A 16,305-nucleotide genomic window follows, 5' to 3' on the forward strand; every position below is an offset into this window, starting at 1 on the left:
GGGTGCGGCTACGGCGCCCCACTGTGGCACTGACTGGATTTTCAGTCAATCAGCCGTTCCGGTGGTAATAGTCCACCGAGACCTTGACCGGCCCGTCCCCCGGGCCCGTGGTGACCACGGTCAGCATTCCGACGTCCCGGGTGTCCTGAGCGCGTACGCAGAAGGTCCGGCCGGCCCGCAGGGTGGTGAACGGGAGCGCCGTGACGGGCTGGCTCTCGATCCCCTTGAGGCATTCGGCGAGCCCGCTGCGGCCGCTCGGCAGGATGTAGGCGTCGCTGTTCTCGGGGACGTAGAACTCGGTGGCGGTCCGCCCGACGTACCAGGAAACGGAATCCTGCGGGGCGACCCGGCCGCCCTTGAGGTCGAACTCGTAGCTCTGGTCCGGCGAGGTGAGTTCGGTGCCCGTGTAGACGCCGGTGTAGCCGGGCGCCGAGGCCGGGGTCGGCGTGGGGGTGGGCGTGGGCGTGGGACTCGGGGTGGAGACCGGCGCTGCGGCATCGGTGAAGTCCTCGTCCCCGGCTCCCGGATCCGGATCCCCGTCGAGCAGTACGAACGCACCCGCGGCCCCGGCGAGCAGCGCGGCGACGACCAGCAGCGCCAGGATCCCGGTCCGCCGTCCGGACCCTTCCCGTCTGCGGCCACGGGACGGCGCGGGCGCCGACGGCTGCGACGGGGGCCCCGACGGGGACGCCGCCCCGGAGGGGAACGGGGCCGGGGACGAGGGCGGGAACACCGGCTCCCTGCCCGCAGCGTGCCCGTGTTCGTGCTCATACCCATGCCCGTGGGGCTGGAAGGTTCCCGGGGCCGCGATGGTGTGCGCCGACTCGAAGGCCGTGAGGAGCGCGGTGGCGGGATGGGCCGTGGGCCCGGTGGCGGGTGCCACCGGCAGGTCGGCGCGGCGGAGGACCTCGCTGCTGACCTGCTGCGGCAGCCAGTCGTCGGCGAAGCGCAGCTGCCCGCCGACCGCGGGGTGGTTGCGCACGGCCTCGATCACCTGGGCCGTGGTCGGCCGGTGCTCCGGGGTCTTGGCGAGGCAGTGCCCGAGCAGTTGCCGCAGCCCGTCCGGGACCCGGGCGAGGTCCGCCTCCTCGTGCACCACCCGGTAGAGGGAGGAGGATTCGGGGCCCTCGCCGAACGGCGGCGTGCCGCCGGCCACGTACACGGCGAGCGCGCCCAGCGCGAAGACGTCGGTCGCCGGGGTGGCCGCCCGGCCCAGGGCCTGTTCGGGGGCCATGAAGGCGGGCGAGCCGATGCGCAGTCCGGTACTGGTGAGCTGGCTGGCGTGGGCGGCTCGCGCGATGCCGAAGTCGATGACGCGCGGCCCGTCGGCCGCGATCAGGACGTTGGCGGGCTTCAGGTCGCGGTGGACCACACCCGCGCGGTGGATCTCCTGGAGCGCCTCGGCTATGCCGGCGATGAGGAGGAGCACGGTGCGCAGCGGCAGGGGTCCGTACCGGTTCACTGCCTGCTGGAGCGAGGGGCCCGGCACGTAGGTGGTGGCCAGCCAGGGCGTGGCGGCGTCGACTCCGGAGTCGACGACCTGGGCGGTGTAGAGCCCGTGGATGCGCTGGGCGCTGGCCACTTCCTGGGCGAAGCGGAGGCGGAACTCGGGGTCCCCCGCGAGTTCCGGCCGGACGACCTTGAGCGCCACCGGACGTCCGCCCGGGGTGTACGAGAGGTAGACGCGTCCCATCCCGCCGGCACCCAGCCGTGCGACAACGCGATAACCGCCGACCTCGTGCGGGTCGTCGGCGGCCAGAGCGTGGAGATGGGGGGCGGTAGCAGGGCGTTCTGTCGTCATGGGCACCGGATCCTATCTGACTGGAAATTCAGTCAGACGCCAGCTCGTGCCCTGGTCGACAAGACACGCCCTCTGAGGACAGCCCTCTAGGGTCGGAGACATGCGCATCGTCTCCTTGCTGCCCGCCGCCACCGACATCGTGGCCGAGTTGGGGCTCTCGGCCGATCTGGTGGGCCGTACCCACGAGTGCGACTGGCCGCCGGAGGCCGTGGCCGGCGTACCGGTGGTGACCGCCGCCGACTTCCCCGCGGACACCCTGAGCAGCCGGGAGATCTCGGACGCGGTGGGCGGCTCCGCACACCGCGGTTCCTCGCTGTACACCCTGGACACGGACGCGCTGGCCGCGCTCGACCCCGACGTGGTGCTGACCCAGGACCTGTGCGACGTGTGTGCCGTCTCCTACGAGGGCGCCCGCCGGGCGGTGCGCGTGCTGGACGGCGGCCCCAGGGTGCTGAGCCTGGAGCCGCGCACCCTGGACGACGTACTGGACTGCCTGGTCCGGGTCGGCGAGCTGCTGGGGGTGCCCGCGATCGCACGGGCCCGCCGGGCAGCGCTAGGGGCCCGGCTGGACGCGGTGCGCGAGGCGACGGCGGACCGGCCCCGGCCGCGGGTGGTGGCCATCGAGTGGCTGGATCCGCTGTGGCCCGCCGGGCACTGGGTGCCCGAGCAGATCACGGCCGCCGGCGGGCAGCCGCTCATCGCCTCGCCGGGCGAGCACACCCGGCCCATGGAGTGGGAGGCCGTCCGGGCCGCGCGGCCTGACGTACTGCTCCTGCTGCCCTGCGGGTTCGACCCGCGGCGCACCGCGGCGGAACGGCACCTGCTCACTTCGCTGCCGGGGTGGGCGGAGCTGCCCGCGGTGCGCGACGACCGGGTGTGGGTGCTGGACGGGCCCGCGTACTTCAACCGGCCGGGGCCGCGGGTGGTGCGGGGCGCGGAGGTACTGGCGCACGTCCTGCACGGGGTCCGCTCCGGGGACCCGGTGACCCCCCGCGGAGGCCTTCCCGCTGCCACCGGGCTGAGCTCGGGCTCCGGGGCGTGCTTCTCCGCTTCGGCGACGGCCGTGAGCGAGACCACCGCGCCGGCCGCGTCCCCGGTGTGGAGCTGGACCGCGCCCATGACCCAGAGGTTCCGCGAGACGTACAGCCCGTCACCCTCCTCCTGCGAGGCACGGGCTCCGCAGGCGGCGGTGCGCAGGGCGGCTGCGAAGGACCCGGCGGCGCTCTGCGTCAGCGCGGCGGTGTACCAGGCGGGCCCCATGGACAGGCCGGCGGTGGTGGACAGCCGTACGGCCCGGTCGGCCCATGCGAGCGCGGGGGCGCACGCGCCGAGCCGGGTGTCGACTTCGGCGAGGCTGCGCCAGACGTCGACCAGGTCCTCGGCCTCGCCCTCGTGCTCCGCGAGGGCCAGGAGTTCCACGAGCCACTCACGGGCCTCGCCCAGCCGGTCGTCGAAGACGCCGTGGCGGGCGGCTAGGTACTGGGCGCTGTTGCGGATGCCGAAGTGCTGGGCGGGGATCCCGAGGGCCAGGGCCAGGGTGAGGGTGTCCGGCGCTTCGGCGGCGCCGAGGACCCGTTCCATGCGGGCCCGCATGGTCAGGGCGGCGGCCTGCAGGGGGCGGTGGCCGCCGACCTCGGCCAGCTCGGCGGCGCGGGTGGCCGCGCGCAGGGCCCGGCCGGGGGCTCCGTGTGCGATGTTGGCGGCGATCGCGGCGCGGAGCTCCACGGCCGCGAGCAGCTCGGGGTGGCCCGCCGCCAGTTCCCGGCAGCGGGCCAGCAGGGGTTCCAGGCCGGCCAGGGCCTGGCCGTGGGCGTCGACGAGGGCCAGCAGGGCGGTGACCTGCTCGGCGGGGTCCGCCCGGATCGCGGTCAGGGCGTCGGCCGCCTGCCGGGCGATGTCGACGGAGCCCGCGCAGGCCGCTTCCTGGGCGGCGCAGGAGAGCCGCCGGATGCGCAGGGCGGTCCGGGTCGGCGGGGTGATCTCGGCGGCGAGCAGGAAGAGTTCGGCGGCCAGTGCCCGTTCACCCGCTTCGCGGGCGGTGGTCGCGGCGGCCTGCATCGTCGGACCCGCGTCGGCCGGGCCCGCCAGGGCCGGGCTGACGGTCGCCGGGCCGGCCCGTAGCACTCCGGCTGCGTGGGCCTGGGCCAGGTGTTCCTCGGCGTCGGAGCCGCCCGCCCGCAGGAGGAGGCGCAGCGTGGGGCGGCTGGTCAGGGCGGCCAGCATCAGGGTGTGCCGGGCGGGCGCGGACAGCGTGGCCCGCAGCCAGGCCTCGGCCGCGTCGACCGTCTGAGCGGGCATGGCGGGCCGCCGGAGCTCCGACGCGGGAAGGGCCGCGAGTGCCCTTGCAGGACAGGGAAGTCAGCAGCGGGTGGCCGCCGCAGTGGCTCTGCAGCGGCCCGGCCCACCGGATGGGCAGGCCGTCGGCGCAGAGCAGGGCTGCCGTCCCCTCGGGGTCGAGCGGGGGAACGTCGATCTGGGTGGGATGCCCTGCGAGCAGTCGTGCGGCGGCCTGCGCCCGGCCCTGGACGCGTTCGGTGACGATCGCGGCGAGCCGCCCGGGCGCGAGGGTGCGCAGCGCGTAGCCGAGTACGTCGGCGCTGGCCGGATCGAGCCACTGCGCGCCGTCCACGGACAGGATCCGCTCTCCCGCGCCGAGCAGCGCGGTCACCGCGATCCGGGCGGGCAGTTGCGCGGACGCGTCGAGCGGTCCTCGGTACTGCGGTCCAGGATCCGGTGGATCACCCGGGCCTGGGTGCGTGAGAGCGAGGCGCGGTCGGCCGCGGTGCAGTGGGTGAGCATCTGCGCGAGCGCGCCGAAGGCGTGCTCCTGGTCGCCTTCGACCGTGGTGACGCGCAGCACCGTCCGGCCGGGCCCGTGGGGGCGGGCGGGGCCGTCGCGCGGGTCGGGCGGGGCGGACAGGGTTCGCAGGACCTGCTCCAGGAGGGTCGTCTTGCCGGCGCCCCAGGGCCCGGCGAGCAAGACCCGCCCTTCGCGTTCCAGCACCGCGACGACGCGCGCGACCGCGTCGGCTCCCACGCCCGCGTCGGCTTCCACGCCCGCAGGGTATGTACCCACCGGGGCGCGGGTGTTGCCCTCGATCTCCGTGTCCGGCCTCACGAGTGGGCACGGTAGGCGCCGGTCGGCCAGGTGACAACGGCCGGGCCGGGACGGCTCGCCGCGCAAGGGATTTCCCCGATGCTCCCAACGACGCCCCGGGACCACTCTGTTGGCCACCCCCGAGCCCGGTTGTGCGGCTCCCCTCGCATACGGGCTCCAGGGGTGGGACGAGCTCCCGAGCCGGCCGAGCTCCCCGCAGGTACCGGCCTACCCCTCCGGTACACCCCCCATGAAGGGATTTCCGGGCGAAATCTGTCGAACAAGCTGTCAAGCAGGTCCCTGTGGGCCTCCGTTACGGCTGCCGTCGTCCTCGGCGGTCTGGGCGCCCTGCCCGCACACGCCACCCCCGGCGGGCAGGCGGCGCGGCCCGGACCGTCCGTGTCCCCGCTGGTACTCCAAGCCATGCAGCGCGACTTCCACCTCACCGCCGCCCAAGTGCGCGACCGCGTCGAGGCCGAGGATGCGGCGAACCGGGCCGCCACCCTCGTCCGGGGCCGAGTCGGCGACCGGGTCTCGGGGATGTGGTTCGACGCCTCCACCGGGCGGCTGAACGCGGCGGTCAGGACCGCCCCGGACGCGGAGCTGGTGCGGGAGGCGGGCACGGTAGCCCACCAAGTCCGCTACGGCCGCGCCGAATTGGACGCCGCCGCCCGCACCGTCCGGAGCGAGATCGGCGCCGGCGTCCCGGGCGTGGTCTCCTGGGGTCCGGACGCCCGGAACAACCGCATCGACGTCACGGTGAACCGGTCGGCGCGCGACGCGTCCACCGACGCCTTCGTCGCCAGGATCGGCGCGCTCGGTGCGATCGTCCACGTGAGCGAGACCTCGGACGCCCCGCGCCAGCAGTCGGACGTGGTCGGCGGCGAGAAGTGGATTCCGGGTACCGAGAGCCCGTGCTCCATCGGCTTCCCCGTCACCCGCACCAGCGGGGGCACCAAGGCGTTCCTGACCGCAGGGCACTGCACCAACGACGCCGACCAGGCGGCCTACGGCAAGGACGGGACCCGGGTGGGCACGTCCGACAAGAACGGCGTGGGCAGCGTCAACGCCCAAGAGGGCGACATGGGCATCGTGGACGTGGACCAGCCCGGCTGGAACGTCGTTCCCACCGTCTCGGGCTTCGGGCAGGGCGACGTCACCGTCACCGGCAGCGCCGACGTCCTCGTCGGAACGGCGATATGCCGCTCCGGTCGGACCACCGGGATGCGCTGCGGCGACGTCACCAAGGTCAACCAGAGCGTGGACTACGGCAACGTGGTCGTCGACGGGCTGTCCTACTCCAGCGCCTGTTCGGCCGGCGGCGACTCCGGCGGGTCCTACGTCACCGCGACCGGCGGCAAGGCGGTCGGGCTGCACTCCGGCGGCGGCAGCGCCACCTGCACCTCGGGCAGCGGTGAGAAGTTCACCATCTTCCAGCCCGTCAACGAGGCACTGGCCAAGTTCGGCGCCACCCTGGTCACTTCGAGCCCGCAGCCCGGAAGTGTGACCGTCTCCGCCGTCTCCGCCCAGAGCGGCGTCGTGGGGACCGCGGTCGAGCTGAAGAACAGCGCGGAGGGCGGCACCGCCCCCTACACCTGGTCCGCGACCGGCCTCCCGGCCGGCCTGGCCATCGCCTCCTCCACCGGCACGATCACCGGTACTCCGACCACGGCCGGGACCTCCAACGTGACCGTCACCGCCACCGACCGCGCGGGCAGGACCGGCTCGGCCACGTTCTCCTGGACGCTCACCACGGGCACCGGTACCGCCCCGGTCCTGGTGAACCCCGGCAACCAGGTCGTCTACATCGGCAAGCCCGTCAGCCTCGCCCTCCAGGTCACCGGCGGGACCAGGCCCTACGCCTTCAGGGCCACGGGGCTGCCCGCCGGCCTGAGCGTCGGCCCGGCCACGGGTGTCATCACCGGCTCCCCCACCAACTGGGGCTTCGGCGGCAGCACCATCACCGTGACCGACGCGGCGGGCAAGTCGTCCTCGGTCAACGTGACCTGGAACGTCTACTTCTAGGACTCCGGGCTTCTGGACCTTCCAGATCTTCTGGACTTCTGGACCGCCCGTGCACTGCGGTCCCCGGCCGGACATCCCGGCCGGGGCCGCTCGGTGCCCGCCCAATGCCCGCTCCGGGTCAGAGCCAGACCGGCCGGTCCGTCCCCCACCGGGACGGGCCCCCGCTCCAGTCCCCGCCGCCCCATACGCCGGCCCCGAGCGGCGAAGCGGCGTACCGCAGCGTTCCGTAGCCCGACTGCGTCTCCCGCAGCCAGGGCTCCGGGCGGTAGCCCTCCGGCTCCGGCGGAGCCCCGGCGGCGGCCGGCAGGTCCCGGGCCAGCCAGGACGCCGTTCCGGCGAGGGAGAACCGCATCGACGTCCCGCCGCCCTCCGCGAGGCCCCGTAGGACACCGGCCGCCATCAGGTACCCCGTTCCGTGGTCCAGCGCCTGCGCCGGCAACACCCCGGGGCCGTGTTCGTCCCCGTACGCCGCGGAGATCCCGTAGCCCGCCTGGACCAGCGAGTCGAAGCCCCTGCGCCCCGACCAGGCGCCCTGCCGTCCCCAGGCGCAGAGCTCCGCCACCACCAGCCCCGGCCGTTTCGCCAGCAGTTCCCGCGCCCCGAGCCCGTACCGCTCCAGCGCGCCCGGCCGGTAGCCCGTCACCACCACGTCGGCCGCGTCGAGCAGCCCCTCGAAGACCGAGCGGTCCGCCGTGGCGCCCAGGTCCAGCAGTGCGGAGCGTTTCCCGAACCCGGTGTCGGCGTAGGCGTCGTCCGACTCCGCCAGCCCGGGCGCGTCGATCCGCAGCACGTCGGCGCCCAGCAGTCCGAGGGTCCGGGTGGCCACCGGCCCGGCGATGACCCTGGTCAGGTCCAGTACCCGTACCCCGTGCAGCGGCGGCGACGAGGGGGCGGCGCCCGGCCCCAGGTCACGCCCCCGGCCGCCCGACCTTGTGACGTCCACGAGCGGTTGGGGCGCTCCGTACGCCGGGGCCACGGCCACCGCCAGTCCGCCCGCCGCGTAGAGCGCCTCCTGCACCTCCGCGGCCGCCCGCCGGGAGATCTCCGCCGCCACGCCCTCGGGGGTGGCCGATCCCAGTACGCGGACCAGTGCGGCCTCGTGGTGCGGGTAGTTCGCGTGCGTCCGCACCCATCCGTCGCGGGCCCGCCAGAAACCGGACAGCGGTGCGAACGACACCGGCGCCCGCCCGTCGACCAACAGGTGGCGCTCGCTGACGAACGCCGTGGCCACGGCCCCTTCGTCCACGACCAGGGGGGCCACGTCCCGCGGCCGGCCCCCGGCCCGTACCGCGGCCAGTTCGGCCGCCGCCAGCGCGCAGACGCCCACCGTGGCCCGCGCGAGTTCCCGTACGGGCAGCGGCGCGTCCGCCAGACCGCTCGCGCCCCGGTACCCGACCCGCTCCGCCAGCCCGTCCGCCCCGCCCAGCGCCGCCCATGCCTGCGCGGTCCCGCTCTCATGACTCGTCATGAACCCATCCTGCTCGACGACCAGGGCGTCTCAGGTGGCGGTCACCGGATCCATGACGTGCCCCGATCGGGCGATGTGGCGGTGCAGGGCGTCTCGAATCCGGCCGTCGGGCGTTACACGACGCGGAATATGATCACTGCCCCGGCGGCCTCATCCCTCCGTCGCGGCGCAGGCCGGCAGGTGGGGGCCGGGCCCTCCGGCGGCTGTACGAGGGAGCACGATGACAGACCCGACCGCGGTGGAGACCGGACGCGAGAGGTTCGCCGCGCGCTGCCGTGACGTGTGTGAGGCACCCGCGTTCTCCCTCACCGTCTTCGCGGTGATCCTCTTCAACGCCGCGCTGCTGGGCATCGAGACGTACAGCGGCCTGTCCGCCGAGTACAGCTCCGTCCTCACCACGACCGAACGATTCTGTGTGATCGCCTTCTCCCTGGAGATGCTGATCCGGCTGGGCGCGCACGCGGACCGGCCGAAAGCTTTCTTCCGCGATCCCTGGAACGTGTTCGACCTGCTGGTCGTCTCCTCGGCCTTCATCCCGTTCCTGCGGGAGAACACCACCCTGCTGCGGCTGCTGCGGCTGGCACGCGTGCTGCGCACCGCGCGGTTCATGCCCCAGCTGCGGATCCTGCTGGTCGCCGTGGGCCGCAGCCTGCCCGGTACGGTCAGCTTCCTGTTCGTGGGAGCCCTGATCATCTACATCTACGCGATGATCGGATGGATCAGCTTCGCGGGCCACGACCCGGCGCACTACGGCTCGATCGGCCGGGCCGGGCTGACCCTGTTCCTCCTGATGACGCTCGACGGACTCGGCGACGCCGTGCACGCCGGGCTGGCCGTCTCCCCCTTCAGCATCCTCTACTACGCGTCCTACGTGCTCTTCGCTTCCTTCGTCCTGGTCAACGTGCTGATCGGCGTGGTCCTCAACGCCCTTGAGGAGGCCCGCGAGATGGAGGAGGAGAGCGAGAAGGCCGCGCGCAGGGCGTCCCGGGCGGACGTGCCGGACCCGGCCGACGAACTGCGGCTGCGGATCGCGGCGGTGCGCAGCGCCCTCGACGAGATGGAGGCCCAGCTCGATCCCGGGCAGGCGCTGCCGACGCCGGCGGACGGGACCGGGATCTCCGCGCAGCCGTCCCACGCCTCGGCGGGCGCGCGGTAGCCGTACCGGTACGGAAGCGGGCGCCCCCCGGCCTCGGGTGGGCGCCCTCTCCTGCTTCCGGTGCGCCTTCAGACGCGCGCGAGTACGGCCACCGCGTTGTGCCCTCCGAATCCGAAGGAGTTGCTGACCGCCACCGAGGACTTGTGGTCCCTGGCCGTGCCCGCGACCACGTCGATGTCCAGACCGGGTTCGATCGTGGTGAGCCCGGCCGTGGGCGGCACCGTGTCCTGCGCGAGCGCCAGCACGGTGAGCGCCGCCTCGATGGTCCCGCAGGCACCGAGCGTGTGGCCGAGGGCTCCCTTGGCCGAGGTGACGGGCGGCCGGTGCGGGAACACCCGGCGCAGGACGCCGGCTTCGACGCCGTCGTTCTGCCGGGTGGAGGTGCCGTGCGCGTTGACGTGGTCCACCTCGCGGGCGGCGATGCCGGCGTCCGCGAGGGCGGCGCGGCTGGCCCGCTCGGCTTCGCGGCCCTCGGGGTGCGGCGACACCAGGTGGTGGGCGTCGGTGGTGGCGGCGTATCCGATGAGCCTGGCGAGGGGCCGGGCTGCGCGGGCGGCGGCGTGCTCGGGGCGTTCCAGGACCAGCGCGCCCGCACCTTCGGCGGCGACGAAACCGTCGCGGGTCGCGTCGAAGGGGCGCGACCCGGTGCCGGAGAGGGCTCCCATCTGGGTGAAGCCGGTCACCGTGAGGCGAGTGAGCGGGGCGTCGGCCCCGCAGACGAGGGCGATGTCGCACTGGCCGGTCGTCAGGAGGTCGCGCGCGAGGCCGATCGCCACGGTGCCCGAGGCGCAGGCGCTGGAGGAGAAGAACGAGGGACCCCGCACTCCGAACCGCAGGGCGATGTTGGCGCCCGCCATGTTCACCAGATAGCCGGGCAGAAAGTACGGGGAGACGAACCCGGGTCCGAGCTCCGCCATCCGGGCAAGGGCCTTGTCCTGGGTCAGGACACCGCCCACGGACCCGGCGGTGACGAGGGCGACCCGGCTGCCGTCCCAGGCGGCGGGATCGAGTCCGGCATGGTCGAGCGCCTGGGCGACGGCCACCAGGCCGAAGCGGTCGACGGGGTCCAGGTTGGCCGCTCCGCGAAAGCGCAGGACCGGGTGGTCCAGCTCCGGTACCCGGCAACTGAGGGAGACGGGGAGTCCCGCCAGCGCGGGATCGGTGGCGGAGGTCGGGCGGCCCGCGCGGACCGCTTCCCAGGTGGTGTCCCGGTCGCGGCCGGCCGGCGTGACCAGGCCGAGCCCGGTCACGACGACCTCGGGTCGCCTGGTCAACGCACGGTCCGCCGCGCTTCGAGGACCTCGGCGAACCGGGCGAGGGTGGTGTCCTTCAGCTCCTCCTCGTCGGCCTTGACGCCCAGCGCCTCGTGAACGGCGATGGCCATCTCCACCACCATGAGCGAGTCGGTCAGCAGATCCCGCATGAGGGCGTCCGGCGTCACTTCGTCGGCGGGGACCTCGAACGTTCCGACGAGGATTTCGCTGATCAGGTCCATCACGGATTCGGGTGCGGAAGTGGTCACGGCAGCTCTCATTTGCGATATTCCGGCCATTGCAGCAACGTGACTACGACAACCGGCGAGGAAAGGGATGCCCAGAGGAATATCACGACCGGACGATTACTCAAAAATCTGCTTCTTGACCTCTTCCCATTGACTCGAAATGTGAAATCGGAGACTACTTGTGTCGGAAAGCGTGACCGATGTGATCGAGGTCGGCGGCGCCGAGCTCAGGTATGCGAGGGAACGGCTCGGCGAGGCCGGCGAGGGTGCGTGGGACCACCTGCTCGACTGGCTGATGGACGACTACTTCCGCCTGGAGAGCGCTGGTTGGGAGAACATCCCGGCGGACGGGCCCGCGGTGCTCGTCGCCAACCACTCGGGCGCCTGGGGCCTCGACGGCTTCATCCTCATGAAGGCGCTCGCACGGAATCTGAATCGCACCCCGCATTTTCCCGCGGCGCCGGTGACCTTCCGATTTCCGGTCCTCGGCCCCTACGCCCGAAAGAACGGCGCCTTTCCGTTGGACCCGTTGCTGGGACTGGAACACCTGAACGCCGGCGAACTCGTCGGGGTGTTTCCCGAAGGGACCGCCGGTCTCGAAAAACCCTTCCGCGAGCGCTATCGGTTGCGCCCGTTCAGCCCCGGATTCGCGGTGACCGCCGTGCGGGCCGGTGCACCCGTCGTCCCGGTGTCCATCGTCGGCGCCGAGGAGGCGTACCCCAGGCTCGGTCAGATCCCGGCCCTGGCGCGCCTGTTCGACCTCCCCTGGTTTCCGCTGACGCCGGTCTTCCCGCTGCCCTCGAAGTGGCTCGTCACCGTGGGCGAGCCGATCCCGGCGCCGCCCCGGCCCACCTCCTTCGGCGCCCGTACGGCAGCGGCCCAGTCGCTGTGCGCCGAGGCGCAGCACGCCGTACAGGCCCTGGTGGACCGGGATCGGCGGCGGCGCGGGACGCCCTTCTGGTAGCCCCCGGTCCGAGGACCTGTCGCCTGTCGCCAAGGAACCCGACCGGTCCTCTTCGATCCTCCTCAGTCCCCCTCCGTCACCGACCGCACCTCGGGCCAGACCAAGGTGGTCGACCCCCAGGCCAGTCCGGCGCCGTACGCGGTCAGTGCCACCCGCAGGCCCGGTGTGAGCGTCCCGGCGGCGGACGCCTGCGCCAGCAGTACGGGTACCGAGGCCGCCGCGGTGTTCCCGTAGGCCTCCATGTGCGACAGGACCTTCCCCGGGGGCAGGTTGAGCTCGTCGGCGATGCCGTCCAGGATCCGCTGGTTCGCCTGGTGCGCGACCAGCGCGTCCAGGTCCGCGAGCGACCAGCCGGCCCGGTCCAGGGCCCGGGTCACCGAATCGCACATGCCCACGACCGCCTGCTTGCGCACGGCGGGCCCGTCCATCCGGAAGTAGGGCGAGGGCACCTCGGCGGCCGGATCCGCCAGCGCACGCTTGCGCGCCCGCGCGCCGCCGCCCGGGATCTCCAGCAGGTCGGCCTGCGAACCGTCGCTGCCCAGGTCGAACGGCCCGAACGCGCCCGGCTCTTCGGCGCTGCCTGCGCGCAGGACAACCGCCGCGGCCCCGTCGCCGAAGATGGCGGACATCAGCCAGTCCCCCGGGTCGAGGAAGGCGCTGAAGACGTCCGAGGCGATCAGCAGGACCCTGTCGAAGGTCCCCGCGACGATCATCGACGTCGCCACGCTCAGGCCGTAGAGGAAGCCGCTGCAGCCCGCCCCCAGGTCGAACGCCGGTACGGTGCCGAGCCCGAGGCGCGCCGCCACCTCGGGAGCGCCCGCCGGCAGCAGCCGGTCCGGGGAGATGGTGGCCAGGACGACCGCGTCGGCCGCGGCACGCCTGCCGCCCGCACCGCCGGTCCCGCGCGCGCCGGCCGAGATCAGCGCGCGCCGGCCGGCCCGTACGGCCAGGTCCACGGTGGCCTCCCCGTCGGCGATGCGGCGGCTGCCCACGCCGATGCGGGTGCGGATCCATTCGTCGCCGACCGGCCGCTCCCCGCACAGTTCGCCGTTGGTGAGGACCCGCGCGGGCACGTGGGCGCCGAGCCCGGCCAGCACCGCCGCACGGTCCGGACGTGGTGCGGACGGGGATCCGGGGGTGGGGCTGGTCATTTCTTCTCAGCCCTCCAGCCGGTCCGCTGCCCGCCGCACGCCGTCGGCCGCCCGCGCGCAGCGTTCGGCGTGGCCGATCAGCACCATGCGGAACTCCTCGCCCGCCTCGTCCTCGTTCCAGCCGGGATCCTGGGCGCAGGCCGCGAGGGTCCGGGCGTGCGCCTCCAGCCGCTCCGCGCTGGCCCGCGTCAGGACTCCGTAGGTCGCGGGTGTGCAGTCGTGCGCCGGGGCCGGTACCGCGGTGGGCACCCGCCTTCCGGCGGGGCGCCCGGTGAGTTCCCCGACCGACACGAGCAGGGACCGCGGATCGAGCGTGGCGGGCAGCCGGGCGGCGGTCAGGCACGGGGAGACGACGAACGGCCGCGCGGCCGCCGTGACCGCGCGCACGATCTCCGCGGCGACGAGCGCCGCGAACCGTGTCGCCGCGCAGTCCGAGGGTGCTCCGCACAGCGCCGACGGCCAGGCGCCGGGGAGGGCGGCGTCCTGCGGCGGCTCCAGCCAGCCCGGTGCGCACAGGATCTCCGTCCCCGCGTCGATCGCGAGGCCCTCCCATACGAACGGGGCCTTCACCCGGTGCACGGCGGCGGCCACCGGAGGGTAGCGGCGCAGCGCCCGGTCCACGGAGTCCTCCGGTGCGACCGCCGGGTCCAGCGTGTGCAGGGCCAGCGCCTGGAGGGCGACCGTGGTGGCGGCCTGCGAAACCAGGGCGAGGGCATGCACCGCGGCCCCGGCGTCGGCAGCGGCGCCGGCGGTGTCCGGCGCGACCGGCCTGCCGACGGGGGAGGCGGGGTCCGGGGTCTCCAGGTACGGGGTCTCCAGGTACGGGGCCAGCCGCCGCCGCAGGGCCGCGGCCAGGTCCTCGCGGGCCCTGCGGTCCGCCGTGGCGGCGCCGGAGGCCTGCGACCGGGCGATGAGCTCGCTCAGCAGGGTGTCCTCGGCGGCCTCGTTGCCCAGGACCAGGCGCCGGCTCAGCCGCATCATCGTGCGGTGCCAGTCCTGCCACTCCAGGGTGCCGTCCGTGCGCCGGGCGCCGATCGCCTCCTCCACGGCCCGGCCCACGTGGGCGGACAGGTCCCCGTCCGGTGCGGCGAGGTCCCGGCGCGGGGTCGCGTACGGGGTCGTGCGCGGCTCCGGGTGCGGGGGCAGCCCGTACCGGCGCCCACCCGCCGTGAGCCCGACCGGAGGCTCCAGCACCCCCTCGTCACCGGCCCGGTCGAGGAGGGCTTCGGATTCGGCGGGGGTCAGCGGTACGAGGAAGTCCCCGAACGGCGTGCGCAGCCGGACCGGCCGCCCGGAGCGGGTGCGCCGCAGGTGCGCCAGCAAGGACCGCGCCACCCCGTCCCGGGTCAGTGCGTCCAGGCCCAGCGCGCGGGCGGGGGCATCCGTCCACGGCAGGCGCTGGGCGGCCATGGCCGCGCTGAACACGGCGTTCTCCAGGGGCCAGGCGCTCGCGGGGCGCCGCACCGCCTTGGTCGTACTGTCGGCAGAAGCCATCGGAAGGTCTCCCTCGGGATCACTTGACTCGAGCTCGCGTGAGGTCGGTTGAGGCTGCCTCGAGTCTCTTCGGGTCGGGTCGCTGCAGGTCGGGGCGGTGCGGGCTACTTGTCGCGCAGCATGTAGGGCTGGTTGCCGACGATCTCGCCGTCGTAGGCGCCGATCAGCTTGTTGACCCGCTCCCGGTGGTCCGCCATGGCCCCGCGCAACGTGTCCGAGTAGGCCTGCGGAGCATGCGAAAGGGGATAGTCGTACGACTCGTCCAGCCAGGCCAGCTCGACCCAGCTGTCGGGGATGTCGTTGGGCGAGGCCGGTCCCCGCCCGTCCAGCATCGGGATGACGTCGTGGTTGTTGACCAGGCTGATCACCTGCGTGGTGTGGTCGGCGGGCCGCTTGCCGTCGATCGGGGAGCCGATGGCGACCACGTGCGTGACCCGGTAGTGGGACGACACCTCCACGTCGGCCGCCAGGTTCATCGCCGTCAGCCCGCCCAGGCTGTGCCCGACGAACATGAGCTCCGACCCGGCCGGCACCCCGGCCCTCAGCAGCACCTTCCGCGCGGCGCGGGTGTACGTGGTATCGGTGCGCAGCATCCCGTCGAAGGCGCCCACCAGATCCTGCGGGGTGCTGTTGCTGAGCAGCCCGAAGCTCGTGCCCGGCAGCAACAGGACGTACCGGACGGCGCCGTCGGCGCATTCGACGCGGCGCAGCAGCACCAGTCCGTGGTTGCCGAGGGCCCCGATGTCGTTGACGTAGCTGACGATGTCGTTGGAGGACGTGGTCAGGACCTTCGCCAGGATGGAGTCCGGCTCCGTCCGCTCGGCCCGCCCGGGCCCAGGGTTGAGGTACTTCAACAGGACGCTCGGCAGCCCGAGGAACGGGTCGGTGGCCGGGACTCCCCCGGCGAGCGTGACCCAGGAGAAGCCGTCGTTGCCCGGGTTCTCGTCGAGCAGGCCCAGCAGGGCCAGGAGTTCCATGATCACGGGGCTGGCCGTGGTCAGGGCCCGCGTGACCCCGAGGCGCTCGGTCAGCGCGTACATGGCGCGCAGCGCCTCCAGCCGGTTCCCGGCCACCATGGCGTCCGTCAGCCGCCTGGCGAGAGGTGAGTCCAGGTTCGGGTGGTCGGCCGCGATCGCCCTGATCCGCATGGCGAAGGCGTCGACGGCCATGGCCACCGCTGCCGGGCGGCGATAGGTCATGTTCCCCGCCGTACGGGCCAGTTCGCCGAGCAGCCCGCCATTGGCGCCGAAGCCGAGTCCCGACGCGGTGGTCAGCGCCTTGACGCAGGACACCGCCGCGCCGAGGGCCCAGCCCGGACGCCGCAGCGCTTCCAGCCCGAGCCGCCGGCTGGTCAGCGCGCCCGTCAGTTCCGCGCCCGCCTGCTTCGCCGCGAGGGCCGCGTCCGCCAGCAAAACCGAGGCGGTCACCAAGAGTTCGGCGTCGGTCCGGCCCTGGCCGGTCGACCGGCCGGGAGACCCGCCGGGGTGCCTGGCGGGGACCGGGCCTCCGGGCGTCGCCGACTCGTTCCCGTCGGCAGCCTCGGAGCCTCGCCGCGAGGGCAGCGACCGGGCTGTTTCCTGCACTGCTTGAGCCTGAGCAGTCACGTTCCTGCCTCTCATGCCTGCGCAACGGCCTTGCCTGGTCACCGT

12 protein-coding genes are annotated in these 16,305 nt (G+C 73.8%); 4 read left to right on the forward strand and 8 right to left on the reverse strand.

The genetic code is table 11. From position 1 onward, the window contains the following. Window positions 1-49 precede the first annotated feature (49 nt). A complete protein-coding gene (locus tag AC3IYJ_RS03145) occupies window positions 50-1,801 on the reverse strand; it encodes a serine/threonine-protein kinase (RefSeq protein ID WP_489399802.1) in 1,752 nt (583 codons plus the stop codon). 100 nt (window positions 1,802-1,901) lie between these two features. On the opposite strand from AC3IYJ_RS03145, the gene AC3IYJ_RS03150 reads away from it, so the two are divergent. Beyond that, the gene (locus tag AC3IYJ_RS03150) at window positions 1,902-4,091 is read left to right on the forward strand and encodes a cobalamin-binding protein (protein WP_489402672.1); all 2,190 of its coding nucleotides are present in this window, start codon (window positions 1,902-1,904) and stop codon (window positions 4,089-4,091) included. Window positions 4,092-4,465: 374 nt separating this feature from the next. Here AC3IYJ_RS03150 and AC3IYJ_RS03155 read toward each other — a convergent pair whose 3' ends face one another. Next, window positions 4,466-4,855 (reverse strand): hypothetical protein, encoded by a 390-nt coding sequence (locus AC3IYJ_RS03155; protein ID WP_489399803.1) that lies wholly within the window; start codon window positions 4,853-4,855, stop codon window positions 4,466-4,468. A 465-nt stretch (window positions 4,856-5,320) separates the two neighbouring features. On the opposite strand from AC3IYJ_RS03155, the gene AC3IYJ_RS03160 reads away from it, so the two are divergent. Continuing rightward, entirely contained in the window at window positions 5,321-6,922 is a 1,602-nt protein-coding gene (locus AC3IYJ_RS03160; protein WP_489399804.1) for a putative Ig domain-containing protein, read from the forward strand. A gap of 118 nt (window positions 6,923-7,040) precedes the next feature. Here AC3IYJ_RS03160 and AC3IYJ_RS03165 read toward each other — a convergent pair whose 3' ends face one another. Then, a complete protein-coding gene (locus tag AC3IYJ_RS03165) occupies window positions 7,041-8,390 on the reverse strand; it encodes a CoA transferase (protein ID WP_489399805.1) in 1,350 nt (449 codons plus the stop codon). A 220-nt stretch (window positions 8,391-8,610) separates the two neighbouring features. Here AC3IYJ_RS03165 and AC3IYJ_RS03170 point away from each other — a divergent pair, with 220 nt between their 5' ends. Further along, on the forward strand, window positions 8,611-9,546 hold the full coding sequence (locus AC3IYJ_RS03170; protein WP_489399806.1) for an ion transporter: 936 nt from the start codon (window positions 8,611-8,613) through the stop codon (window positions 9,544-9,546). Between the two features lie 68 nt (window positions 9,547-9,614). Here AC3IYJ_RS03170 and AC3IYJ_RS03175 read toward each other — a convergent pair whose 3' ends face one another. Together AC3IYJ_RS03175 and AC3IYJ_RS03180 are read right to left on the reverse strand one after the other, a co-directional pair. After that, on the reverse strand, window positions 9,615-10,820 hold the full coding sequence (locus tag AC3IYJ_RS03175; RefSeq protein WP_489399807.1) for a beta-ketoacyl-[acyl-carrier-protein] synthase family protein: 1,206 nt from the start codon (window positions 10,818-10,820) through the stop codon (window positions 9,615-9,617). Next, window positions 10,817-11,068: an acyl carrier protein gene (locus tag AC3IYJ_RS03180; protein WP_489399808.1), complete on the reverse strand. Its 252-nt coding sequence runs from the start codon at window positions 11,066-11,068 to the stop codon at window positions 10,817-10,819. Before AC3IYJ_RS03180 ends, AC3IYJ_RS03175 begins: the two co-directional genes overlap by 4 nt. Window positions 11,069-11,240: 172 nt before the next feature. Between AC3IYJ_RS03180 and AC3IYJ_RS03185 the strand changes: the two genes are divergently transcribed. Further along, a complete protein-coding gene (locus AC3IYJ_RS03185; protein WP_489399809.1) occupies window positions 11,241-12,011 on the forward strand; it encodes a lysophospholipid acyltransferase family protein in 771 nt (256 codons plus the stop codon). A 62-nt stretch (window positions 12,012-12,073) separates the two neighbouring features. On the opposite strand, the gene AC3IYJ_RS03190 is transcribed toward AC3IYJ_RS03185, so the two are convergent. The 3 genes from AC3IYJ_RS03190 to AC3IYJ_RS03200 all read right to left on the reverse strand — a co-directional run bounded on the left by AC3IYJ_RS03190 (window position 12,074) and on the right by AC3IYJ_RS03200 (window position 16,239). Next, the gene (locus AC3IYJ_RS03190) at window positions 12,074-13,162 is read right to left on the reverse strand and encodes a beta-ketoacyl-ACP synthase 3 (protein WP_489399810.1); all 1,089 of its coding nucleotides are present in this window, start codon (window positions 13,160-13,162) and stop codon (window positions 12,074-12,076) included. A 6-nt stretch (window positions 13,163-13,168) separates the two neighbouring features. Further along, a complete protein-coding gene (locus tag AC3IYJ_RS03195) occupies window positions 13,169-14,656 on the reverse strand; it encodes a cytochrome P450 family protein (protein WP_489399811.1) in 1,488 nt (495 codons plus the stop codon). A 104-nt stretch (window positions 14,657-14,760) separates the two neighbouring features. Next, the gene (locus AC3IYJ_RS03200) at window positions 14,761-16,239 is read right to left on the reverse strand and encodes a lipase family protein (RefSeq protein ID WP_489399812.1); all 1,479 of its coding nucleotides are present in this window, start codon (window positions 16,237-16,239) and stop codon (window positions 14,761-14,763) included. Between the last annotated feature and the right edge of the window lie 66 nt (window positions 16,240-16,305).

The sequence above is a fragment of the Streptomyces sp. GL_140 genome, from assembly GCF_057834465.1.

Coding starts and splice junctions, on each gene's coding strand:
- AC3IYJ_RS03150 (WP_489402672.1), top strand. CDS start 1,902: ATGCGCATCGTCTCCTTGCTGCCCGCCGCCACCGACATCGTGGCCGAG.
- AC3IYJ_RS03160 (WP_489399804.1), top strand. CDS start 5,321: ATGCAGCGCGACTTCCACCTCACCGCCGCCCAAGTGCGCGACCGCGTC.
- AC3IYJ_RS03145 (WP_489399802.1), bottom strand. CDS start 1,801: ATGACGACAGAACGCCCTGCTACCGCCCCCCATCTCCACGCTCTGGCC.
- AC3IYJ_RS03165 (WP_489399805.1), bottom strand. CDS start 8,390: ATGACGAGTCATGAGAGCGGGACCGCGCAGGCATGGGCGGCGCTGGGC.
- AC3IYJ_RS03195 (WP_489399811.1), bottom strand. CDS start 14,656: ATGGCTTCTGCCGACAGTACGACCAAGGCGGTGCGGCGCCCCGCGAGC.
- AC3IYJ_RS03170 (WP_489399806.1), top strand. CDS start 8,611: ATGACAGACCCGACCGCGGTGGAGACCGGACGCGAGAGGTTCGCCGCG.
- AC3IYJ_RS03190 (WP_489399810.1), bottom strand. CDS start 13,162: ATGACCAGCCCCACCCCCGGATCCCCGTCCGCACCACGTCCGGACCGT.